This window comes from Methylobacterium sp. J-001 (assembly GCF_022829565.1).
Classification (GTDB): Bacteria; Pseudomonadota; Alphaproteobacteria; order Rhizobiales; family Beijerinckiaceae; genus Methylobacterium.
Map to the genome: position 1 here is coordinate 100,498 of NZ_JAKSYN010000135.1, position 21,734 is coordinate 122,231.

18 protein-coding genes and 1 pseudogene are annotated in these 21,734 nt (G+C 70.1%); 10 read left to right on the forward strand and 9 right to left on the reverse strand.

Going from position 1 to position 21,734, the window contains the following annotated elements; all coding sequences use genetic code 11:
- Positions 1-27: 27 nt before the first annotated feature.
- Genes MKK65_RS16725 through mnmG form a run of 4 tightly spaced genes read right to left on the reverse strand, consistent with a single transcriptional unit; the run spans position 28 to position 4,416 of the window.
- On the reverse strand, positions 28-948 hold the full coding sequence (locus MKK65_RS16725) for a ParB/RepB/Spo0J family partition protein (RefSeq protein ID WP_243959086.1): 921 nt from the start codon (positions 946-948) through the stop codon (positions 28-30).
- Positions 949-1,004: 56 nt separating this feature from the next.
- The gene (locus MKK65_RS16730; RefSeq protein ID WP_058193189.1) at positions 1,005-1,898 is read right to left on the reverse strand and encodes a ParA family protein; all 894 of its coding nucleotides are present in this window, start codon (positions 1,896-1,898) and stop codon (positions 1,005-1,007) included.
- Positions 1,895-2,530 (reverse strand): 16S rRNA (guanine(527)-N(7))-methyltransferase RsmG, encoded by a 636-nt coding sequence (rsmG, locus tag MKK65_RS16735; protein ID WP_243959088.1) that lies wholly within the window; start codon positions 2,528-2,530, stop codon positions 1,895-1,897. Before rsmG ends, MKK65_RS16730 begins: the two co-directional genes overlap by 4 nt.
- Positions 2,527-4,416 carry a tRNA uridine-5-carboxymethylaminomethyl(34) synthesis enzyme MnmG gene (mnmG, locus tag MKK65_RS16740; protein ID WP_243959090.1) on the reverse strand — a complete coding sequence of 630 codons (1,890 nt, stop codon included), beginning with the start codon at positions 4,414-4,416 and terminating at the stop codon, positions 2,527-2,529. The genes rsmG and mnmG overlap by 4 nt, the downstream gene beginning before the upstream one ends.
- A gap of 362 nt (positions 4,417-4,778) precedes the next feature.
- Between mnmG and MKK65_RS16745 the strand changes: the two genes are divergently transcribed.
- Positions 4,779-4,928 (forward strand): hypothetical protein, encoded by a 150-nt coding sequence (locus MKK65_RS16745; protein WP_243959092.1) that lies wholly within the window; start codon positions 4,779-4,781, stop codon positions 4,926-4,928.
- Positions 4,929-5,100: 172 nt separating this feature from the next.
- Here the strand turns inward: MKK65_RS16745 and MKK65_RS16750 are convergent, their stop codons facing one another.
- Positions 5,101-5,649, reverse strand: a complete 549-nt coding sequence (locus MKK65_RS16750; RefSeq protein ID WP_007563401.1) for an HNH endonuclease — start codon at positions 5,647-5,649, stop codon at positions 5,101-5,103.
- Between the two features lie 612 nt (positions 5,650-6,261).
- Here MKK65_RS16750 and MKK65_RS16755 point away from each other — a divergent pair.
- Positions 6,262-8,988: a DUF3772 domain-containing protein gene (locus MKK65_RS16755; RefSeq protein WP_243959094.1), complete on the forward strand. Its 2,727-nt coding sequence runs from the start codon at positions 6,262-6,264 to the stop codon at positions 8,986-8,988.
- Between the two features lie 101 nt (positions 8,989-9,089).
- Complete coding sequence (locus MKK65_RS16760; RefSeq protein ID WP_243959096.1) at positions 9,090-9,599, forward strand: CAP domain-containing protein; 510 nt, start codon at positions 9,090-9,092, stop codon at positions 9,597-9,599.
- A 9-nt stretch (positions 9,600-9,608) separates the two neighbouring features.
- Here the strand turns inward: MKK65_RS16760 and MKK65_RS16765 are convergent.
- Positions 9,609-10,275 (reverse strand): annotated as a pseudogene (locus tag MKK65_RS16765) (hypothetical protein).
- A gap of 336 nt (positions 10,276-10,611) precedes the next feature.
- On the opposite strand from MKK65_RS16765, the gene MKK65_RS16770 reads away from it, so the two are divergent.
- The 6 genes from MKK65_RS16770 (at position 10,612) to MKK65_RS16795 (ending at position 16,996) form a co-directional block, all read left to right on the forward strand.
- The gene (locus tag MKK65_RS16770) at positions 10,612-12,396 is read left to right on the forward strand and encodes a glucan ABC transporter ATP-binding protein/ permease (RefSeq protein ID WP_058193184.1); all 1,785 of its coding nucleotides are present in this window, start codon (positions 10,612-10,614) and stop codon (positions 12,394-12,396) included.
- Positions 12,397-12,529: 133 nt separating this feature from the next.
- On the forward strand, positions 12,530-13,246 hold the full coding sequence (dnaQ, locus tag MKK65_RS16775; protein WP_058193183.1) for a DNA polymerase III subunit epsilon: 717 nt from the start codon (positions 12,530-12,532) through the stop codon (positions 13,244-13,246).
- A gap of 109 nt (positions 13,247-13,355) precedes the next feature.
- Entirely contained in the window at positions 13,356-14,618 is a 1,263-nt protein-coding gene (locus tag MKK65_RS16780; RefSeq protein ID WP_243959205.1) for an alpha/beta hydrolase family esterase, read from the forward strand.
- 99 nt (positions 14,619-14,717) lie between these two features.
- On the forward strand, positions 14,718-15,599 hold the full coding sequence (locus tag MKK65_RS16785; protein WP_243959098.1) for a TIGR01459 family HAD-type hydrolase: 882 nt from the start codon (positions 14,718-14,720) through the stop codon (positions 15,597-15,599).
- A gap of 99 nt (positions 15,600-15,698) precedes the next feature.
- On the forward strand, positions 15,699-16,523 hold the full coding sequence (locus MKK65_RS16790) for a 2-keto-4-pentenoate hydratase (RefSeq protein ID WP_243959100.1): 825 nt from the start codon (positions 15,699-15,701) through the stop codon (positions 16,521-16,523).
- Between the two features lie 221 nt (positions 16,524-16,744).
- On the forward strand, positions 16,745-16,996 hold the full coding sequence (locus MKK65_RS16795) for a hypothetical protein (RefSeq protein WP_243959102.1): 252 nt from the start codon (positions 16,745-16,747) through the stop codon (positions 16,994-16,996).
- A 10-nt stretch (positions 16,997-17,006) separates the two neighbouring features.
- Here the strand turns inward: MKK65_RS16795 and MKK65_RS16800 are convergent, their stop codons facing one another.
- Both MKK65_RS16800 and MKK65_RS16805 read right to left on the reverse strand, forming a co-directional pair.
- Positions 17,007-17,714 (reverse strand): response regulator, encoded by a 708-nt coding sequence (locus MKK65_RS16800; RefSeq protein ID WP_058193178.1) that lies wholly within the window; start codon positions 17,712-17,714, stop codon positions 17,007-17,009.
- The gene (locus MKK65_RS16805; RefSeq protein WP_409565440.1) at positions 17,711-18,271 is read right to left on the reverse strand and encodes a MarR family winged helix-turn-helix transcriptional regulator; all 561 of its coding nucleotides are present in this window, start codon (positions 18,269-18,271) and stop codon (positions 17,711-17,713) included. Before MKK65_RS16805 ends, MKK65_RS16800 begins: the two co-directional genes overlap by 4 nt.
- Positions 18,272-18,471: 200 nt before the next feature.
- Between MKK65_RS16805 and MKK65_RS16810 the strand changes: the two genes are divergently transcribed.
- The gene (locus MKK65_RS16810; RefSeq protein WP_243959103.1) at positions 18,472-19,836 is read left to right on the forward strand and encodes an 8-oxoguanine deaminase; all 1,365 of its coding nucleotides are present in this window, start codon (positions 18,472-18,474) and stop codon (positions 19,834-19,836) included.
- 180 nt (positions 19,837-20,016) lie between these two features.
- Here the strand turns inward: MKK65_RS16810 and MKK65_RS16815 are convergent, their stop codons facing one another.
- Positions 20,017-21,690: a formate--tetrahydrofolate ligase gene (locus tag MKK65_RS16815; protein ID WP_243959105.1), complete on the reverse strand. Its 1,674-nt coding sequence runs from the start codon at positions 21,688-21,690 to the stop codon at positions 20,017-20,019.
- Positions 21,691-21,734 lie beyond the last annotated feature (44 nt).

Here is a 21,734-nt window from a genome sequence, read left to right on the forward strand (position 1 = left end):
AGCGCTGGGAGCCCGTGAAACGCCTCCTCAGCCCTGCTCCGGCTCCGACACCTTGAACCGGTTGAGTAGCCCCTCGAGCTCGTCCTGCGTCTCATAGCGGATGCGGATCTCGCCCGAGGTCTCGTCCTTGGGCTTGTAGACCACCGCGACCCCCAGGGCCCGACGGATCCGCAATTCCAGCTCACGCACCGGGGCAGGGCGCTCGGCGGAGAGGCGCGGGCGACCGGGGCGGGGTGTGTCGGGGGCAGCAGCCTCCGCCGCCTCGGCGGCGGCCATCGCCTCGACCTCGCGCACCGACAGGCCCTCGGCTACAACCCGGCGGGCCAGGGCCTCGGGATCGCGCACCGCCAGGAGCGCGCGGGCATGGCCGGCGGTGAGCTCCCCGGCGGTGACCCGGTCCTGCACGGAGGGGGGCAGATTGAGCAGCCGCAGGGTGTTGGCGAGATGGCTGCGGCTCTTGCCCAGGATCTCGGCCAGTTCCTTCTGGGTGTAGGCGAAGTCCTGCATCAGGCGCTCGTAGCCGGATGCCTCCTCGATCGGATTGAGATCGGCCCGCTGGACGTTCTCCAGGATGGCGAATTCCAGGGAGGCGCGATCGTCGATCTCGACGATCACCACCGGCACTTCGTCGAGCCCGGCCTTCTGGGAGGCCCGCCAGCGCCGCTCGCCCGCCACGATCTCGAACGCGCCCGGCACGTCGGCCAGCGGCCGCACCACGATCGGCTGGATGATGCCGCGCTGGGTGATCGAGGTCGCCAGCTCCGCGAGTTCCGCCTCGCCGAAGCTGCGGCGGGGGTTGCGCGGGTTCGGGCGCAGGAACTCCACCGGGACCTTGCGCTGCGGCTCGATCTTGCCCTCGGCCTTGGCCGCCTGCCCGACATCGCCGAAATCACCGATCAGCGCCGCGAGCCCGCGCCCGAGACGGGGTCGTGCCCCCTCCTCCGCCATCCTTGTCACCCGTGTCACGCTCCGCACTCGATCCCCGATCTTCCGGGATCACACAATCAGGCCGCCGCCGGCACCCGGCCTTCGCGCTGGATCACCTCGGAAGCGAGGCGCAGATACGCCTGGCTGCCGGCACATTTCAAATCGTAGAGCAAAGCCGGCTTGCCGTGGGACGGCGCCTCGGAGATGCGGACGTTGCGGGGGATCACGGTCTCGTAGACCTTGTCGCCCATGAAACCGCGTACATCCGCCACCACCTGGGCGGAGAGGTTGTTGCGCGGGTCGAACATCGTCAGCACGATGCCCTGGATGGTGAGCTTCGGGTTCAGGGCGCCCCGAACCTGCTCGACCGTGCGCAGCAGCTGGCTCAAACCCTCCAGGGCGAAGAACTCGCATTGCAGCGGCACCAGCACCGCGTCGGCGGCGGCCAGCGCGTTGATGGTCAGCAGATTGAGCGAGGGCGGGCAATCGATCAGCACGTAGCTGATCCGGTTCAGGCCCTGAGCCTGGCCGATATCCTTGAGCACGCCGCGCAGCCGGTGGGCCCGGTCGGGCAGGGTCGCCAGCTCCATCTCCAGGCCGAGGAGGTCCATGGTGGAGGGTGCGATCGACAGCCGCGGCACCGCCGTGGGTATCACCGCCTCGGCCAGCGTCGCCTCGCCTGTCATGACGTCGTAGGTCGAGACCTGGCGGCGGGCCCGGTCGATGCCCAGCCCCGTGGAGGCGTTGCCCTGGGGATCGAGGTCCAGGACCAGCACGTCCTCGCCGATCGCCGCCAGGGCAGTGCCGAGGTTGATCGCCGTCGTGGTCTTGCCGACGCCGCCCTTCTGGTTGGCGAGCGCCAGGATCCGCAGGGGATGTCTCACGGACGGTCTTTCGGCGGGGGGCAAGACGGGATCGCTGGACGGATCCACGGACCGGTCGGCGGAATCGCCGAGGATCGCTTCGGTCATCGATGGCTCGGGGCGGCGAGGGCAGTGACGCGCACGATCCGGGCTTCGGAATCAGTCCGGCTCGGCACGAGGTCGTTAACGACTCTCCACTGCGCAGCCGCCTGGGTCAATTCAGCTTGCACGTCCCGGCCCTTCGGAAACAGCCCGGTGGTGCCCGTTTTCAACAGCGGCTCCGTCCAGGCCAGGAGCTGCGTCATGGGCGCGAGCGCGCGGGCGCAGACGATGTCGACGCCCTGATAATCACCGATCACCGCCTCGATCCGGGCATTGCGCACCCGGACCGGCGCGCCGGTGAGGCGGGCGGTCTCGGTGAGGAAGGCGCATTTGCGGGCGTTGCTCTCGACTAGATCGACCTGGATGCCGCGGTCGCGGCCCGCGATGGCGAGGATCAGGCCCGGGATGCCGGCGCCGGATCCGAGATCGAGCCAGGTCCGGGCCTCGGGGATGAGGTCAAGGAGTTGAAGCGCGTCATCGATATGGCGGCTCCAGACCTCGGCCAGGGTCGCCGGTCCAACGAGGTTCTTGATCGGCTGCCAGCGCCGGAGCTGGGCGACGTAAAGGTCGAGCAGCGCGGCTGTTTCACGTGAAACACCGGAGGCGGCGAGAACGCGGGCGCGGTCCGGATCGCTCATGGGGCGCGGCGGTCGGCGGCAGGTGCGGCCCGCCGCGCATGGGCAGCCAGCAGGGTGAGGGCGGCCGGGGTCACGCCTTCGATCCGCGCCGCCTGACCCAGGGTGCCCGGCCGGACGGTCTCGAGCTTCACCCGCATCTCGTTCGAGAGACCGCTGATCCCGGCATAGTTGAGGCTAGCGGGCAGACGCACGGCTTCGTCGCGGCGGAAGGCGGCGATGTCGGCATTCTGCCGGTCCAGATAGACCGCATAGGTCGCGTCGGTCTTCAACCGGTCGGCGACGCGCGGCGACGTCTCGGCGAGCTCCGGCCAGATCGCCGCGAGCTGTCCCCAGTTGATCTCGGGATAGGCCAGCAGCTGGAACGCGCTGCGGCGGATGCCGTCGCGGTTCAAGCCGATGCCCTGCAGGGCCGCCTGATTCGGCGTGAGGCTCAAAGAATCGAGCAGGCTGCGCGCTTCTCGAAGCTCCGTCTGCGAGACCGAAAAGTGATCGGCCCGCGATCGGCCGACGCAGCCCAGCGCGATTCCCCGCGGCGTCAGCCGCTCGTCGGCATTGTCGACCCGCAGGGACAGGCGGTACTCGGACCGAGAGGTGAACATCCGGTACGGCTCGCTGACCCCATGGGTCACGAGGTCGTCGATCATCACCCCAAGATAGGATTCGGCCCGATCGAAGGTCGCGACGTCGCGGCCGCCGGCGCACCGGGCAGCGTTGAGCCCGGCGACCAGCCCCTGGCCCGCCGCCTCCTCGTAACCGGTGGTGCCGTTGATCTGGCCGGCCAGGAACAGGCCGGGCAGGCGCTTCACCTGAAGCCCGGCATCGAGCTCGCGCGGGTCGACGTAATCGTACTCGATGGCGTAGCCCGGCCGCAGGATCGTGGCGCGCTCCAGCCCCGGGATCAGCCGGATGATCTCGCGCTGGACCTCCTCCGGCAGGGCCGTGGAAATGCCGTTCGGATAGATCGTCGGCTCGTCCAGCCCCTCCGGCTCGAGGAAGATCTGGTGGCCCTCCCGGTCGCCGAAGCGGACCACCTTGTCCTCGATCGACGGGCAGTAGCGCGGCCCCCGGCTGGCGATGCCGCCGGAATACATCGGCGAGCGATGCAGGTTGGCCCGGATCAGGTCGTGGACCGCCTGGGTGGTCCGGGTGATGCCGCAGCGGATCTGCGGCGTGGTGATCTTCTGGGTCAGCGTCGAGAATGGCACCGGCTCGGCATCGGCCTCCTGCATCTCCAGGCCCGACCAGTCGATGGTCCGGCCGTCAAGGCGGGGCGGGGTGCCTGTCTTCAGCCGGCCCAGGCGCAGGCCGAGCCTGTCGAGGGTCTGGGCCAGCCCGATCGCTGACGCCTCGCCGACCCGGCCGGCCGGGATCTGGCGCTCGCCGATATGAATCAGCCCGCGCAGGAAGGTGCCGGTGGTCAGCACCACGGCGGCGCAGGCGATCGTCCGGCCATCTGCGAGCACGAGGCCGGAGAGGTGCCCCGCCGGATCGCGGACGAGGTCTTCGCAGGCGCCCGCCACCACGGTAAGCCCGTCCGTCTCGGCGACGGCCGCCTGCATGGCGGCGGCGTAGAGCTTGCGGTCGGCCTGGGTGCGGGGCCCGCGCACGGCCGGCCCCTTCCGGCGGTTGAGCAGGCGGAACTGGATACCGGCCGCATCCGCGACCCGGCCCATCAGGCCGTCGAGGGCGTCGACCTCGCGCACGAGATGGCCCTTGCCGAGCCCCCCGATCGCGGGATTGCACGACATGGCGCCGATCGTGGCGGGGTCGTGGGTGACCAGGGCCGTGCGGGCGCCGCAGCGCGCAGCCGCCGCGGCCGCCTCGACGCCGGCATGGCCGCCGCCGACGACCACGACGTCGAACCTGTCGGATGAGGTGGTAAGCATGCAGGTGATTACGCGGGCGTGGCCGGGACGGTCAACGCGTCCGGGATCACGGCATCGATGCGGGGAGGGGGCTTTCTTTTCGGGGTGCGCTACCGCCGAGGATTCGGCGCCCGGCGAGCCATCGCACCGAATACGGCATTTACTTCATCTCTTCAGACATCGCGGCCGATATGTCGATCACTCTGATACATCTCACCGAAACAACAGCAGCTCATGAGACTTCGTCCGCGACTTTTCAGCTTTCATCAGGCGTGCAAGCATTCAAATACAAAACATCCTGAGCGGACAACGGCGTCCGGCAGGCCCCGGGACCGGGACTGTTTCGCAGCGTCGAGGGCGACGCGCGATGAGCAGGGATTGCGATGTCATTTCTGACGATCGGCCTCGGCGTCGCCTGCTGCGCGGCCGGCGCCGCCGCCCATTTCCTCGATCCCACGCATCGCAAGGAAGAGCAGTTCGGCCTGGCAGCCTTCGCACTGCTGCTCACCGGGATGTTCCCGACGCGGTCGTAGCGTCCAAGCCCGATCGAGCCCGGCCGATATGCCAATCCTCCCCTCTTCCGGCGGGGATGGGGCGCGGCCTCCACATAGGCCTTCCGGGTCGGGCGACCGGCTGAAGGCCTGCGATGTTTCCGCGCCGCGCACCGAGCGTCGGGCGGCCGAGATCGCGCGATCGGGCGCGCGCTCAGCTCTCCAGTTCGCTGTCCCAGTACAGGTAGTCGAGCCAGGTGTGGTGATACTGGCGGTGGTCGAACTCGGGTTGCCGATGGTGCAGCTCGTAGCGGGTCGGCCGGCGCGGCTCGGTCGCCAGCGGCATGTCCGCCTCCTGCGGCGTACGGTTGGCCTTGCGCAGGTTGCAGGGCGAGCAGGCCGCCACGACGTTCTCCCAACTCGACAGGCCGCCCCGGGAGCGCGGCACCACGTGGTCGAAGGTCAGGCCGCCCGAGGGTAGCCGGAGCCCGCAATACTGGCAGCTGAAACCGTCGCGCAGGTAGATGTTGTAGCGGGTGAAGGCCGGGCTGCGGGCCAGCGTGACGTAGTTCTTCAGCGCCACCACGCTCGGCACCCGCAGAGCCCGGGACGGCGAGCGCGCCTCGACATCGTAGCTCGCCACCAGGGTGACGCGGTCGAGGAACAGGGCTGTGAAGGCGTCCTTCCACGACCAGAGAGAGAGCGGATTGTAGGAGAGCGGCCGATAATCCGCGTTCAGGACGAGGGTTTGGAGATCCATCATCGGCGCGACTCTTCAGACTATCTCTGACGCGTGTAACGCGCGGGAACGCGCCGGCGCCCCGCCGGCGCGTCCGACGCGGCCAGAAGCCAGTGCAGGACGGGCCGGCGGACGGGGCGTCGGCTCAGCGGGAGAGGCGGAAGGAGCAACAGGGCGGCGGGCCGGCGCGCGGTGACGCCAGTCGGTGCGGTAGCAACCGGAACGCGGCCGGGCCGGACCGGCATCAGAGCCGGCCGAACCCTTTCGCGTGACGACGAAAAGGCCCTGTCCATCTGATGTTCATCTAATCCCACCGTGACACCCTTGTGAAGCTTTTCCCGCCGGGTCCCGGGGACGCACCCACAGCAGGCCTTGGCCCCGGCGATCCGCCCGAGGGTGGGCAGTGGCACGGTTTCGCCCTATTGGAAGCCCACAGCGCCCGGCCTCGAGAGGCGAGCTCGATCGCCTTGCCATCCCGCTCGCCCCTCAGGCTTCGATTCGACGCGCTCGCCGATGTCGATCCGGTGTCGCCTTCGGCGGCGAGCGCTCGAGAAGGCCCGCGCGGTTCCCGATGCCGCCGGTCCGCCGATGCCGGGCACCGCTTGCGCGCCCGGCGCGCCCGACGAGAGGTAGCTTATGATCCGCACGCTGGTGCGCTCCCGGAAGCTCAACGACGCGCCACGTCGGCCCGTGCTGGCCCTCGTGGCCGCGCTGATGCTGGCGATCCCGGCCGTCGCGCCACCTGTGGCCTGGGCTCAGGGCGAGACCCCGGCCGGGCAGCACCCAGGAACCAAGCCGGCCGACGCCAAGCCCGCCGACGCGAAGGCGCCCGACGCCAAGCCAGTCGAGGCCAAGCCCGCCGATGCCAAGCCCGCGGCGCCCCAGCCCGCGGCGCCCAAGCCCGAGATGTCCGAGCAGCTCAAGGCGGTCCGAGCCCAGCTCGACATCGCCAAGGCCGAGCTTGAGGCGCGTGAGAAGCAGCTGGGGCATCCCGATTTGACCGTCGCGGATCTCTCGGCGATTCGCGACAGTGCCGGGACCGTCACCGAGGAGATCCGCGCGCTGATCACCCGGCTCGACACGCCGCTCGAGGCGGCGCGGGAGCGGCTGACGCAGCTCGGCCCGAAGCCGAAGGACACTCAGGAGAGCGCGGATGTCGCCGAGCAGCGCGTCGAGCGCGAGGCCGCGGTGACCCGCATCGACGAGACCCAGCGGCTCGCCCGCTCCCTGCTGGTGCAGGGCGATCAGATCATCGACCGCGTCTCGAACCGCCGGCGCGAATCGTTCACCCGCGACCTGTTCCAGCGCTCGCAGCCCCTGGTCGGCCCCGGCCTCTGGGCCAAGGTCATGGCCGACGTACCGCGGGACACGCGCTCGCTGCAGAGCGCCCTGTCGGATATCGGGCTGCTGTTCTCCCGCAACGGCAGCATCGGCAACCTGCTGTTCCTCGGGCTCGCCTTCGGGATCTCGATCGCGCTGTATTTCGGGCGGCGCAACATCGCCCCCCGGGCCGCCCGGCGGGACGCCTCCGCCACGGAACCGTCGCGGCGCGCCACCCTGCTGGCCGCCTGGCGGGTGATCCTGCTCGGCACCGTACCGGCGGTGGCCGGCTCCTACGCGGTCTACTACGCGCTCGACGCCACCAACCTGCTGCCCTCCCGGCTGCTGCCGGTGGCCGCCGCGATCCTGGGCGGATTGGCCTTCATCGCCTTCGTAGAGGCCCTGTGCGACGGGCTGCTCAGCCCCGACAAGCCCGCCTGGCGCCCGGCCCCGGTCGGCGATGCGGCCGCGACCCGGCTGACCCGGCTTGCGGTCGGCATCGCCACGGTGCTGACCGTGGTGAAATCCGTGGAGGCGCTGAATTCCGGGATCTCGGCGGCCCTGCCGATCTCGATCGCGACCCGCGGCCTCGGGGCTGTCGCCACGGCGCTGATCCTGGCGGTCGGCCTCCACCGGTTCGCCGATACCGAGCAGGAGGAGGAAGCCTGCTTCGGCCCCTATGTGCCGACCAAGACCACCACGGGCATCGGCGGCCCGGCCCGGCTGCTCGGCTGGGCCGCGGTGGCGCTGATCGGGGTCGGGGCGCTCGTGGGTTACGTCGCCTTCGCGGCCTTCCTGATCGATCAGCTGATCTGGACCGCGAGCGTCCTGGTTCTGCTCTACCTGCTGGTCCAGAGCGTCGACACCTTCATCGGCCGCGCGCTCTGTGACGAGACCCGGCTGGCCACCGCGCTCCAGGCCAATACCGGCCTGCGCAAGCGCTCGCTGACCCAGATCTCGGTCCTGGCGACCGGGGCCGCCCGGGTGATCCTGATCCTGGTGGCGGCACTTCTCGTGCTGGCGCCCTGGGGGCTCGATTCCACCGATATCGTCTCGTCGATCCGGCAGGCCTTCTTCGGCTTCAAGGTCGGGGACGTGACGATCTCGCTGTCGAGCATCGCGTTCGGCATCGGGATCCTGGTGCTCGGCGTGTTCGTCACCCGGGCGGTGCAGCGCTGGCTGGAACTGACCTACCTGCCAGCCACCGACTTGGACGCCGGCCTGCGCAACTCGATCACCACAATCGCGGGCTATTTCGGCTTCTTGCTCTCGCTGGCCCTCGCCTTCTCGTATCTCGGCCTCAGCCTGGAGAAGCTGACCATCGTGGCCGGCGCCCTGTCGGTCGGTATCGGGTTCGGCCTGCAGTCGATCGTCAACAACTTCGTCTCCGGCCTGCTGCTCCTGTGGGAGCGGCCGATCCGGGTCGGCGACCAGGTGGTGATCGGCGATTCGGAAGGCATCGTGAAGCGCATCTCGGTGCGCTCCACCGAGATCCAGACCTTCGACCGGTCGTCCGTGATCGTGCCGAACTCGAACCTGATCTCCGGGGTGGTCAAGAACCGGGTGCGCGGCGACCGCTCGGGCCGGGTCAGCATCACGGTCAGCGTGCTGCGTAACCAGGACCCGGTGCGGGCCGCCGAGATGATCGTCGGCTGCGCTCAAGGTCATGCCGACGTGCTGAAGGACCCCGCCCCCCGGGTGGTGTTCAAGAAGATCGGCGACCCGTTCCTGGAATTCGAGCTACTGGTCTGGATCGTCGACGTCAGCCTGGGCCAGAAGGTTCAGACCGACCTGAACTACGCGGTGTTCGCCACCCTGTCGGGGGCGGGCTTCATCCCGCCGCTCGGCCCCGGCGCCAGCATCGTGACGGTGCAGGGTTTCGAGGCGATGCAGAGCGCGATGGGCGAGATCGCGAGCCGGTTCGGCCAGGCGGCACAGGCGCCCGAACCCCGGGAGTCCAAGCCCCTTCAGGATTCCAACGAGACCGGGGCATCACCGGCCCAGCCGCAGCGTGACCGCGGCCTCCGGAGCGCTGGGGGCTGAGGGCAGGCGCCCGGCTTCATCGGGCACGGATGCACGATCGCCCGGCGCTCCCTATATGGCCCGGGCGTCCGAGCCGGATGCGCAAGCATGGATCTTCGAACGTGGGCGGACGCAACCTGAGACGAGGCTTTGGGGCGGCGGTCTGCGTTCCGGCGTTGGCCCTGCTGGGTGCCTGCGCCGCCGAGGCGCCGACCACGACGGCGCTGCCGAGCATCTACCTGCCGCTGGCCAGCCAGGCCGCCCATGTCGACACCGACGCCGCCCGGGACATGATCTCGTCCTATCGTCGCAACCGCGGCGCCGGGCCCCTCACGGTCGATCCCGAGCTGCAGCGGCTGGCGGAGGCCGAGGCCGCCGCCATGGCGCTCGCCGACCGGCCGAGCAAGGCGCAGACCGTGAAGGCTGCAGTGGGGCGGCTCGGGTTCGCCGACGTGAACGCCAACCTGTCGGCCGGCTACCACACCCTGGCGGAGGCGTTCTCCGGCTGGCGCGAGAGCGCCCCGCACGACGCCACGATGCTCGCGCCCGAGGCGACCCGGATGGGGATCGCCACGGCCTATGCACCGGGCTCGAAGTACAAGGTTTACTGGGCGCTGCTCACCGCCAAGTAGGCGCGTCCTCTACGGAAGCCCCTTCACGTTCGGCACCGGAGACGCCTCCTTCAGCAGCGTCACCGTCACCCGCCGGTTGTCCGCCAGATACGGGTTGTCGGGGAACATCGCCTCGGTGTCGGCCCTGCCGGACACCGAGGCGAACCGGCCGGTCGGTGGCGGTGAAGCCCGTGACGGCGATGCGGTTCGGCATGTCGCGCAGGGTCGGGGCGAGCGTCTCCACCAGGCGCCGGGTGCGCTCGTTCGGGCCGGTCGAACCGTCCGGGACCAGCGAGCGCCCGTCCTGGTCGACGATCGACAGGTCGAGGCCCTGGTCGGACCGGACGATCACCACGCTCTTCGACAGTTCGGCGATGTCCGGCAGCGCCTGCCGCAGGGAGGCAACCGCGAGGCCGACATGGTCCGACTCGCTGGTCTCGGTCAGGCCGAACGCGCTGCTCTGGTCGCGCCGAGGCGGTGTGGTCCGGTCAGCGGCCTTCTCGGGCGGGAGGGTGCGCAAGGATGTAACGTGGCCGGCGGCCGGCAAACCCTCGGATTCGAGGAGGCCGGCGAACTTCGATTCCTTGTCCACCCCGAAGGCGTCGCGCATCGAGCCGGCGACCACCTCCATCGTCTTCTGGCCCTGCGTCGAATAGGCCGCGACCATCACGAAGAAGCTCTTCAGGAGCGCCATCATGTCGGCGAAGGTCACGAACCGGCCGTGGCCCGAGAGGAGGCCGAGTGCGGTCGCGAGATCCCTGCCGCGGCGCCCGGACCAGACACGTAAACGATCGGTTCCCACGATCGCTTGCGGCCGGGTCATTCACGGCGTTAGGAAATCTTGCTGAACGAACCGTAAAGGCGATGACTTCGACCCTGTATAGGGCCGTCATCGCCCGTTCAGGCGGGCCCGGGCATAAGCCGTTTCGTGTGAGGGGTTTGGCGGCGGAATCAGCGATATCCGCCCGCCGCCCGGACCTTAAGAGTTGGCGCGAGACCCGGACACACGGGCCGCGCCGGGGGTGTCGGAGCTGTGGCGATGGTTCGTCTGTACGGGCGGGTCCTGGGTTTCCTGAAGGCGGAACGGCGGCTGGCCATCGGTCTGGCAGTCACCAACGTCGTGCTGGCGATCGCGGCCTTCGCCGAACCGCTGCTCATGGGCCGGATCATCGATCAGCTGACCCACCTCCAGCGCGGCGGCAACGCCATGGCCAGCATGCTGCCCCTGCTGGCGGCCTGGGTCGCGTTCGGGTTCTTCACCATCGCGGCGGGCGTGTTCATCGCGCTCCACGCCGACCGGCTGGCCCACCGCAACCGCCTGTCCTCGATGGCGAGCTACTTCGAGCACGTGCTCGACCTGCCGCTCGCCTTCCACTCGGCCAACCATTCCGGCCGGGTGCTGAAGGCGATGCTGGAGGGCACGAACGGCATGGCCTGGCTCTGGCTCGGCTTCTTCCGGGACCACCTCGTTGCCCTGGTGTCGCTGGTCGTGCTCCTGCCGATGACCCTGTTCATCAACTGGCAGCTCGGCTCGATCCTGGTCGTCCTGATGCTGGCCTTCACGGCGCTCACCACCTTCGTGATGCGCCGGACCGAGACGCTCCAGGGCCAGGTCGAGGAATTCAATTCCGGCCTCGCCGCCCACGCCTCCGATGCGCTTGGCAACGTCGCGGTGATCCAGTCCTTCACCCGCGCCAAGGCCGAGAAGGATGCAATGCGCGGCATCATCACGAACCTGCTCGCCGCGCAGATCCCGGTCCTGTCCTGGTGGGCCCTCGCCAACGTGGCGACCCGGGCCTCCGCCACCATCACCATGACGGCGATCTTCGTCACCGGCATCTGGCTGTACCAGGCCGGCACCACCACGGTGGGCGAGGTCGTGGCCTTCATGAGCCTGGCCACCGCCTTCGTGGCGCGGCTCGATCATGTGGTCGGTTTCGTTAACGGACTGTTCCAGCAGGCCCCCAAGATCGCCGAGTTCTTCGAGATCTACGACACCGTGCCGGCGGTGGCCGACCGCCCGCATGCCCGGCAGGTCGCCCGCTTCGAAGGCGAGGTCACCTTCCACGACGTCGCCTTCTCGTATGACGGACAGCGCAAGGCGCTCGACGGCGTCTCGTTCTCGGCGCGGCCCGGCGAGACCGTGGCGCTGGTCGGCACCACCGGCTCGGGCAAGTCGACGACGCTCGGCCTCCTGCACCGCAGCTTCGATCCGGCTTCCGGGTCGATCCGGATCGACGATATCGACGTGCGCGACATCGGCCTCTCGTCCCTGCGCCACAATATCGGCGTGGTCTTCCAGGAGCCGATGCTGTTCGCCCGCTCGATCCGCGAGAACCTGCAGGTCGGCCGTCCCGACGCCACCGATGCCGAGATGCTCGACGCCCTGGAGCGGGCCCAGGCCGGCGCCTTCATGGCGCGCCAGCCCGCGGGGCTCGACACGGTGATCGGCGAGCGTGGCCGCTCGCTCTCCGGCGGCGAGCGCCAGCGGCTCTCGATCGCCCGGGCGCTGCTGAAGAACCCGCCGATCCTGATCCTCGACGAGGCGACCTCGGCGCTGGACGCGGCCACCGAGCGCAGGCTCCAGGGCGCCCTGGAAGCCGTGATGGAGGGGCGGACCACCTTCGTGATCGCCCACCGGCTCGCCACGATCCGCAATGCCGACCGGATCCTGGTCTTCCACGAGGGCCGGATCGTCGAGGCCGGTACGTTCGACGCGCTGGTCGCCGAGAACGGCCGCTTCGCCGAGCTCGCCCGGGCCCAGTTCATGGCGGCGGAGGCCGACGAGAGCGAGGGGCGGCTGGCCCTGGCGGCGTGAGAGACCGGCGCCGATCAGCTGGCAGCCAAGGAAGTCTCAATCTTTCGGGAGACAGAGTCTCCCGAAAGCGGTCATCCGCCCCCGGAGCCCGGTCCGATCGGGCGAGGCATCCTGACCCTCTGAGTCACAAAACATGCTGCGCGAGATCGTCCTCGACACGGAGACCACCGGCACGGAGGCGCGGAACGGCGACCGGCTGATCGAGATCGGTGCGGTCGAGCTCCTCAACCACATCCCCACGGGCCGGACCTTCCACCGCTACTGCAACCCGCAGCGGGCGGTCTCCGAGGGTGCGTTCAACGTCCACGGGCTGTCAGACGCCTTCCTGTCCGACAAGCCGCTCTTTGCCGAGATCGTGGGCGAGCTATTGGCCTTCCTGGCCGACGGCCGCCTCGTGATCCACAACGCGCCGTTCGATGTTGGCTTCCTCAACATGGAATACGCCCGGCTCGGGGCCAACGCGCCGCCGCCGATCCAGCTGGACGACGTGGTCGACACCCTGCCGATGGCGAGGCGCAAGCACCCGGGCGCGGCCAACAACCTCGATGCCCTGTGCAACCGCTACGGGATCGACACCAGCCGGCGCACCAAGCACGGGGCGCTCCTCGACGCGCAGATCCTGGCCGAGGTCTATGTCGAGCTGCTCGGCGGGAAGCAGACCAGTCTTGGACTCTTGGACGCACAGGCCGGCCCGGCGGTCCAGGCTGTCGTCCAGGCCGCGCCGGCGGCCCCCCGGCCGTATCGAAGCCGCCTTACGGATGAGGAGCGGACCCGTCACGACAGCTTCCGAGCGAGCCTCGGGGCGGCACCGATCTGGGCCGAGTATATCGGTGCCGACGACCCGGCCTGACCGGTCTTGCCGCATCGCACATCGGCCTCTATTGCATCGCACCATATGCTGATCGTCGCGCTATCCCGGCCGCGGCACGGACGCTGATGTGACCAAGCGCGCACCCAACATGGACCCCTTCAGCAAGCTGAAGGCACTGCAGGACGGCGCGCGCGACCGGGCCGCCGGCTCCCCCTTCGCCGATATGATCGAAATCACCCGTCTGACCAGCCTCGGTCGCCTGGACGAGGCGACCGCCCTGATCCAGCGCAGCCTCGGCGGCTACGCGGCCGCACCGCCCTCGGAACCGCAGACGCCGGCGCCCCAGCCCTCGACCCACCGCGAAGAGGCTCCTCAGGATGCCCGGCGAGAAGCCCCCCACAAGACCCGGGGCGAGACGCGCGCCGAGCCCGCGGTGCGGGTGCGCAAAGCGGTCGTCAAGGTCGTGCGCGGGCTCGCGCCCGTGCTGAAGGGGCTCGGCCAGCCGCGCCGCGGACCCGCGCGGTCGCCGGTGGCCCGGAAGCCGCCGGCCGAGAGCCGCTTCGTTGCCCTCAGCCACGCCGAGCCGGCCGGCAGCCGCGACTACAAACTGTTTATCCCGGGTGATTCGGTCGAGCCGGCGCCGCTGATCGTGATGCTGCACGGCTGCATGCAGAACCCGGACGATTTCGCCGCCGGCACCGGCATGAACGTGCTGGCCGAGCGCGAAGGGTTCTTCGTTGTCTACCCGGCCCAGAGCCGGCAGGCCCATGTCCAGCGCTGCTGGAACTGGTACGAGCCGCGTGACCAGCGCCGGGAATCCGGCGAGGCGGCGATCATCGCGGGCCTCACCCGAGCCGTGATGGCGGCCCACCCGATCGACCCGGCTCAGGTCTACATTGCCGGCATGTCGGCGGGGGGCGCCGCGGCCCTGAACATCGCCCGGGCCTATCCGGACCTCTACGCCGCCGTGGGCGTGCATTCGGGCCTTGCCGCCGGCTGCGCCCGCGATCTCGGCTCGGCGCTGATGGCCATGCAGGTCGGCGCCCCGGGCCTCGGTACCGCGGCGCCGTTCGGCGCCTCCCCGGCCGGGCAGCGCATCCCCACCATCGTGTTCCACGGCGATGAGGACGGCACCGTCAGCGTGCGCAATGCCGATCAGGTTCTGGCCCAGGCCAACGTCGCCGGCCTGACGGCGCAATCCGAGACCTTCGAAGACCGTGGCCACCCCTTCACCCGCACCCGCTATCGGGACGGGACCGGCCGGGTCGTGGTCGAGGATTGGCGGGTGCGCGGCGCCGGCCACGCCTGGTCGGGTGGCCGCCCCGAGGGCAGCTACACCGATGCCGACGGCCCCGACGCCTCGCGCGCGATGCTCGACTTCTTCGCCGAGCATCGGCTCGGGCCGCGGTAAAACCACGATTGGGACCGGGCTCGGCCTCGAGGCTTGCAGGGCGCGGCCCTGCACCCGCAAAAGGTCCCGGACCTTTTGAAACCGTGACCGGACCCCTCCATGACCGCACCGATCCCGACCCTCGACGGCCTCGCGCAGGTGGCGGAGCGCTACGACCTCCTCCTCTGCGACGTCTGGGGCGTGCTGCATGACGGCCAGAAGGCCCATGTCCCGGCCGGCGAGGCGCTGATCCGGTTCCGCGGCCTGCCGGGGCCGCGGCCGCGCCGGGTGGTCCTGGTCTCGAACGCCCCGCGGCCCGGGGACGGGGTCGGCCGCATCCTCGACCGGTTCGGGGTGCCGCGCGAAGCCTACGACGCGATCCTGACCTCGGGGGACCTCACCCGGGAGCTGATCGCCGGGCGCCCGGGCGCCCGGATCCGGCATCTCGGGCCGGAGCGCGACCTCGGCATCTTCCAGGACCTCGATCTCAGCCTCGTCTCCGAGGAGGAGGCAGACCTCGTGGTCTGCACCGGCCTGTTCGACGACCGCAGCGAGACCGCCGACGATTATCGCGACGAGCTCACACGCCTCGCGGGCCGGGGGGTGACGATGATCTGCGCCAATCCCGACCTCGTGGTCGAGAGCGGCAACCGGCTGATCCCCTGCGCCGGCCTGCTGGCGGCCGCCTATGCCGAGCTCGGCGGCACCGTGATCTATGCCGGCAAGCCGCACCGCCCGGTCTACGAGGCGGCGCTCGCCAAGGGGGCCGAGCTCACCGGCGCGCCGGTGGATCCGGCCCGGGTGATGGCGATCGGCGATGCGATCCGCACGGACATCGCCGGTGCCCGCGGCTTCGGCATCGCCAGCCTGCTGGTGGCCCGCGGCATCCACGCGGAGGAGCTCGGCGTCTCGGCCGAGCACCACCGTCTCGGCGACATCGCCGAGTGGCTCGGCCGCCAGGTGGTGCATCCGGATGCGGTGATCGAGCGGCTGGTCTGGTAGGCCCTCGTCCCGAAAACTGGTTCTCGGCTCTCGGATACGGACGCTCCGGATTCGAAAGCCCGACAGCATCGGCCCCGACCGCCATGCTACAGAGCGGGGATGCGCGATCCCGTCCCCGCCGCCACCCATGCCCGCACCATCCTGGCGGCACACGAGCATCGCCGCCAGATCGCGCCCCTGACCGGCTGGGATGCCGGCCTGGATCTGCCCGCTGCCTACCGGGTAGCCGCCGAGGTCCGGCACCTGCGTCTGGCGCGGGGCGAGCGGCCGGTGGGCCGCAAGATCGGCTTCACCAACACGACGCTCTGGGAAACCTACGGCGTCCACGCGCCGATCTGGGGCTATGTCTACGACACCACCCTGCTTGAGCGCGCCGCCCTCACCGGCCCGATCCCGCTTGCCGCCTTGGTCGAGCCGCGGATCGAGCCGGAGATCGTGTTCGGGCTGGCCCGGGCCCCCGAGCCCGGCATGGACGACGCGGCCCTACTCGGTTGCCTCGACTGGGTGGCGCAAGGGTTCGAGATCGTGCAGTCGCTGTTCCCCGGCTGGCGCTTCGCCGCCCCCGACACCGTGGCGGCCTTCGGGCTGCACGGCTTGCTGGTGCACGGCGCGCGGGTACCGATCACCCGGGATGCAGCACCAGCCTGGATCGACGGGCTGGCGGGCTTCTCCATCGCGCTCCTGCGGGACGGCGCGGTCGCCGATCGCGGCAGCGCCCGCAACGTGCTCGGCGGCGGCCCTCTTGCAGCCCTCCGGCACCTGATCGATGTGCTGGCTAAAGATCCCGGCAGCCCACCGCTCGCCGCCGGTGAGATCGTCTCCACCGGAACGCTGACCGACGCCCTGCCGGTCGCCGCCGGGCAGGTCTGGACCACCCGGATCTCCGGCCTGTCCCTGCCAGGCCTCGACCTTACCCTGGCCTGATCGCACCGGCGGCGCGGGAGCCTTCGGTCGGACAGGGAATTCCGACACAAAGCCGCAGCGCAATTCTGCGAAACCTGCTTCGGGTGCCGGCAAGCAGGGCAGGGCGGTCGGCCTCCCGCGGCACGCAATTCGCCTTGTGCCGTGTCTCACGAACCTGTGTCCGGGCTGGGCTGCGGCTGCCGGCATTGGTGATAATTAGCCGACATGCCACATGCTGAGCCATGCCTGGACGCACGCGGAGCCGCTACACCACCTTCCTGGTTTCCGTAACCGCGGAGCGATCCGGCGGCCGCGGTCGGCCGGCCAAATCCGCGCCTCTGGTCTATGCCGTGATGAAGCCCAATGCCGAGGCGGCCATCGAGGCGATCCGTGCGCTGGCCGAAGAGCCGGCGGTGGTCGCGGTCGTGGGCAGCCTTTCGACCCGGGTGTCCAAGGGACTCAAGCTGAAGCCGGGCGAGCCGCGCCCGGTGTGACGGTCCGGGCTCAATCCACGGCGAGCCGGTAGCCGACGCCGCGCACGGTCTGCAGGAACACCGGGTTGGCCGGATCGACCTCGGTCTTGCGGCGCAGGCGGTTGATCTGCACGTCCACCGTGCGCTCCGCCGCGGCGCCCCCGGGGCCGGCGAGCTGCTCGCGCTCGACATTGGCGCCCCCGGCCGCAGCTAGGATCGTCAGGATCTCGCGCTCGCGGTCGGTGATGCGGATCAGAACGTCGTCCCGGCGCAGCTCACCCCGATCGATGCGGAACGCGAACGGCCCGAAGGTCACCGTCTCGGCCGCCGCCTCGCGCGTAGGGACGCCGCGCTTGATGATGTTGTTGAGCCGCAGTGTCAGCTCCCGGGGCTCGAACGGCTTAGGCAGGTAATCGTCCGCCCCGATCTCAAGCCCCATCACCCGGTCGTTGGGGTTGGACCGGGCGGTGAGCATCAGGATCGGCACCCGGGAGGTCTCGCGGACGCTGCGGGCATAGTCGAAGCCGTTCTCGCCGGGCATCATCACGTCGAGCACCATCGCGTCGAACACGACGCTCTGGGCCCGGGCCCGGGCCTCGGCGGCGCTCGCCGCCACGGTGACGCGAAATCCCTGGTCGGTCAGGTAGCGGGCGAGCAGCTCGCGCAGGCGGCGGTCGTCGTCGACGACGAGGACGTGCGGCGCCGTGTCGGGCAGTTCGGCACGGGGGGCGGGCGTCACGCGCCGCCACCCCGGGCGGAGCCGCGCCGGGCCATCAGGCGCCGCACCGCCGCCCGGTCCTCCGGCTCGATCATCGCCATCAGAAAGTCCTCCGGGGAGCCCAGCGCGTCCGGCGCGGCGAGCGCCCGGGCCAGGCGGCGGGCCTGGACCCGGGTGAGGTCGGCGGCCAGCTCCGCGCCGGCGGGGGTGCAGAACAGCAGCCTCTGGCGCCGGTCGCTCGGGCCAGTCTTCTGGGCGACGTAGCCCTGCCCGATCAGATCCTTCAGCACCCGGTTGAGGCTCTGCTTGGTGATCCGCAGGATGTCGAGCAGCTCCGCAATGGTCAGTCCCGGATAGCGGTCGACGAAGTGCAGCACCCGGTGATGCGCCCGGCCGAAGCCATAGGCGGCCAGGATCCGGTCGGGATCGCCGACGAAATCCCGGTAGGCGAAGAACAGCAGCTCGATCAGGTCGTCGCTGCCGAGGGCCTGCGCCGGGTCCGCCGCGCGGGACGCAGATGCGGAACCGGGAGAGAGCCCGGATGCGACGGCGCCGTCGCGCTGTGCCGATGAGGTCACGGGGGGCAGACCGTCACGTGGGGACCGTCCGGGTGGCAAGAAGGTCAGTCCCGCTGACATGTCTCAGCGCCGCCCGGGAGCGTCAAGCCCGGGGACATCCGCCCGCGAGACAGCCGCGTGCGACCCACCTTGGACTTGCGGGCCGCCGCGCCGGGTCCGATACCGGTCCGGACCAGATTCGAGGCTCCGAAAGGAACAGCATGAGCGACGCCGAAGCACGGGCCCGCCGCCTCTGGATCCGCGATCCGCTGGCCATTCTGGCGGAGGAGGCCGGGGGCGGCGTCGTGGTGGAGGGCAGCCGGATCGTCGAGCGCGTCGCCGCGGGCGGGCGGCCGGCATCCCCGGTGGACGAGACTTTCGACGCGTCGCGCCACGTGGTCATCCCGGGGCTCATCAACACCCATCACCACGCCTTCCAGACCCTGACGCGGGCGCACCCGATCGCGATCAACAAGCCGCTGTTTCCGTGGCTGAAGGCGCTCTACACGGTGTGGGGGCGGATCACCCCCGAAGCATTCCGGCTCGCCACCCGGGTGGCCTATACCGAGCTGCTGCTCTCGGGCTGCACCACGGCAGGCGACCACCATTACCTGTTCCCGAAGGGTCTGGAGCAGTCGGTCGACATCCAGGTCGAGGAGGCCAGAAACCTCGGGATCCGCGCCGCCATCACCCGCGGCTCGATGAGCCTGTCCGATCGCGAGGGCGGCCTGCCCCCGGAGACGTTGACCCAGGACGACGACACGATCCTGTCCGATTGCGAGCGGGTGCTGAACCTGTTCCACGATCCCGCCCCCGGGGCGATAGTTCAGGTCGGGCTGGCGCCGTGCTCGCCGTTTGCGGTGACGAAGCGGCTGATGCGTGAGAGCGCGGACCTCGCCGCCCGGCACGGCTGCCGCCTGCACACCCATCTCGGCGAGACCCTGGACGAGGACCAGTTCTGCCTGTCGATGTTCGGCTGCCGCCCGGTGGATTACCTGGAGGAGGTCGGCTGGATGAGCGACCGGGTCTGGCTCGCCCACGGCATCCATTTCAACGATGCCGAGGTCGCCCGGCTCGGCAAGGCCGGGGTCGGCGTGTGCCATTGCCCGACCTCGAACATGACCCTGGCGTCCGGCCATTGCCGCACCTGTGAGCTGGAGGCGGCGGGCTCCCCCGTGGGCCTCGGCGTCGACGGCTCAGCGTCCAACGACAGCTCGAACCTGATGGAGGGGGTCCGCCACGCGCTGATGCTGAACCGGCTCACCTACGGCGCCGAGACCGTGACCCACCTCGATGCGCTCCGCTGGGCCACCGAGGGCTCGGCCGCCTGTCTGGGCCGCTCCGATATCGGCCGGATCGAGCCGGGCCGGGAGGCCGACCTTGCCCTGTTCACCCTGGACGAATTGCGCTTCTCCGGCGCCCACGATCCGCTGGCCGCCCTGGTCCTGTGCGGCGCCACCCGGGCCGACCGGGTGATGGTGGCGGGTCAATGGCGGGTGATCGACAGCCAGCCGCTGGGCGTCGATGCGGTTCGCCTGCGGGAGGACCATTCGCGGCTGGCGCGGGAGTTGTTCGGGGTGGGGTGAAGCTCGAAGGCTATTGGACTCCCACCGCGTACCGGACGAGACGGCTAAGGGCGGCGCCAAGCGCGCCTTCCCTCCCCCCCTCTGCGGGGGAGGGAGACGCGCGTGCATCAGACCGTCGGCCTCATTCAGCAGCGATGTGTGAACATCCTTGCCTGCAAAGGCGCAGCCGAGCGCTCCCGCTCAGAACAGCCCGTCGATCTGCCCATCCGCATCCAGCCGGATCGTGTCCGCCGCGGGTACCCGGGGCAGGCCCGGCATGGTCATGATCTCCCCGCAGATCGCCACCACGAAGCCGGCACCGGCCGAGAGCCGGACGTCGCGCACCCCGACCACGTGGCCCTCGGGGGCGCCCATCAGGCTCGGGTCGGTGGAGAACGAGTACTGGGTCTTGGCCATGCAGATCGGCAGGTGGCCGTAGCCGTCCTTCTCGAAGGTGGCGAGCTTGCCCGCAGCCTTGCTCTCGATCTGGATGTCGGCGGCGCCGTACAGCTTGGTGGCGATCGCCCGGATCTTCTCCGAAAGCGGCGCCTCGGTCTCGTAGGCGTAGCGGATCGGCGCAGGCTCCGCGGCGGCGAGTTGCACCACGGCCCGGGCCAGGTCCTCGGCACCGGCGCCGCCCTCGGCCCAGTGGCGGCAGGTGATCGCCTCGACGTCGAGGCGCTCGCGGCACAGCTCCTTGAGCCGGGTGTGCTCGGCATCGGTGTCGGCGTAGAAGTGGTTGACCGCCACCACCACGGGCAGGCCGAAGCCGCGCAGGTTGGTCACGTGCCGGGCGAGGTTGGCGAAGCCCTTCTCCAGGGCGCCGATATTCTCGGATCCGAGGCTCTTCTTGTCGACGCCGCCATGCATCTTGAGCGCCCGGATCGTGGCCACCACCACGACCGCCGAGGGGGTCAGGCCGGCCTGCCGGCACTTGATGTCCAGGAACTTTTCCGCACCCAGATCGGCGCCGAACCCGGCCTCGGTCACAGTGTAATCGGCGAGCCGCAGGCCCGCCCGGGTGGCGATCACCGAATTGCAGCCATGGGCGATGTTGGCGAACGGGCCGCCGTGGATCAGGGCCGGGTTGCCCTCAAGGGTCTGCACCAGGTTCGGCTGCAGGGCGTCCTTGAGCAGCACCGTCATGGCGCCGGTGGCCTTCACGTCCTTGAGGGTGACGAGCTTGCGATCGCGGGTCTCGGCGATGACGATCCGGCCGAGGCGCTCCTCCAGGTCGGCGAGATCCTTGGCGAGGCAGAACACCGCCATCACCTCGGAGGCGACCGTGATGTCGAACCCGTCCTCCCGGGGGAAGCCGTTGGCGACACCGCCCAGCGACTGGTTGATCTGGCGCAGGGCCCGGTCGTTCATGTCCACGACCCGGCGCCAGTGGATGCGGCGCACGTCGATGTTGAGCTCGTTGGCCCAGTAGACGTGGTTGTCGATCAGCGCCGCCGCGAGGCTGTGGGCCGACGTGATGGCGTGGAAGTCGCCGGTGAAGTGCAGGTTGATCTGCTCCATCGGCACGACCTGGGCCTTGCCGCCGCCGGCCGCCCCGCCCTTCATGCCGAAGCAGGGGCCGAGCGACGGCTCGCGCAGGCAGATCATGGTCTTCTTGCCGATGCGGTTCAGCGCGTCGCCGAGGCCCACCGTTGTGGTGGTCTTGCCCTCGCCCGCGGGCGTCGGGGAGATCGCCGTCACCAGCACGAGCTTGCCAGGCGCCTTGCCCTCCAGCCCGGCGATGTAGCCGTGGTCGAGCTTGGCGATGTGCTTGCCGTAATTGTGGAGCGCTTCATCCGGGATGCCGAGCTTCTCGGCGACCTGCGCGATCGGCCTGAGGGTCGCGGCGCGGGCGATCTCGATATCTGAGGGCATGGGCGTTCCTCCCTGGCTCTGCGGGCACAGCGCCCGCCCACCCG

What these genes read in the sequence shown, in the direction of transcription:
- MKK65_RS16810 (WP_243959103.1), top strand. Translation starts at nt 18,472, where the DNA reads ATGAGCGACGCCGAAGCACGGGCCCGCCGCCTCTGGATCCGCGATCCG.
- MKK65_RS16725 (WP_243959086.1), bottom strand. Translation starts at nt 948, where the DNA reads ATGGCGGAGGAGGGGGCACGACCCCGTCTCGGGCGCGGGCTCGCGGCG.
- dnaQ (WP_058193183.1), top strand. Translation starts at nt 12,530, where the DNA reads ATGCTGCGCGAGATCGTCCTCGACACGGAGACCACCGGCACGGAGGCG.
- MKK65_RS16730 (WP_058193189.1), bottom strand. Translation starts at nt 1,898, where the DNA reads ATGACCGAAGCGATCCTCGGCGATTCCGCCGACCGGTCCGTGGATCCG.
- MKK65_RS16790 (WP_243959100.1), top strand. Translation starts at nt 15,699, where the DNA reads ATGCGCGATCCCGTCCCCGCCGCCACCCATGCCCGCACCATCCTGGCG.
- MKK65_RS16750 (WP_007563401.1), bottom strand. Translation starts at nt 5,649, where the DNA reads ATGATGGATCTCCAAACCCTCGTCCTGAACGCGGATTATCGGCCGCTC.
- MKK65_RS16745 (WP_243959092.1), top strand. Translation starts at nt 4,779, where the DNA reads ATGTCATTTCTGACGATCGGCCTCGGCGTCGCCTGCTGCGCGGCCGGC.
- MKK65_RS16795 (WP_243959102.1), top strand. Translation starts at nt 16,745, where the DNA reads ATGCCTGGACGCACGCGGAGCCGCTACACCACCTTCCTGGTTTCCGTA.
- MKK65_RS16815 (WP_243959105.1), bottom strand. Translation starts at nt 21,690, where the DNA reads ATGCCCTCAGATATCGAGATCGCCCGCGCCGCGACCCTCAGGCCGATC.
- mnmG (WP_243959090.1), bottom strand. Translation starts at nt 4,416, where the DNA reads ATGCTTACCACCTCATCCGACAGGTTCGACGTCGTGGTCGTCGGCGGC.
- MKK65_RS16785 (WP_243959098.1), top strand. Translation starts at nt 14,718, where the DNA reads ATGACCGCACCGATCCCGACCCTCGACGGCCTCGCGCAGGTGGCGGAG.
- MKK65_RS16780 (WP_243959205.1), top strand. Translation starts at nt 13,356, where the DNA reads ATGGACCCCTTCAGCAAGCTGAAGGCACTGCAGGACGGCGCGCGCGAC.
- rsmG (WP_243959088.1), bottom strand. Translation starts at nt 2,530, where the DNA reads ATGAGCGATCCGGACCGCGCCCGCGTTCTCGCCGCCTCCGGTGTTTCA.
- MKK65_RS16755 (WP_243959094.1), top strand. Translation starts at nt 6,262, where the DNA reads ATGATCCGCACGCTGGTGCGCTCCCGGAAGCTCAACGACGCGCCACGT.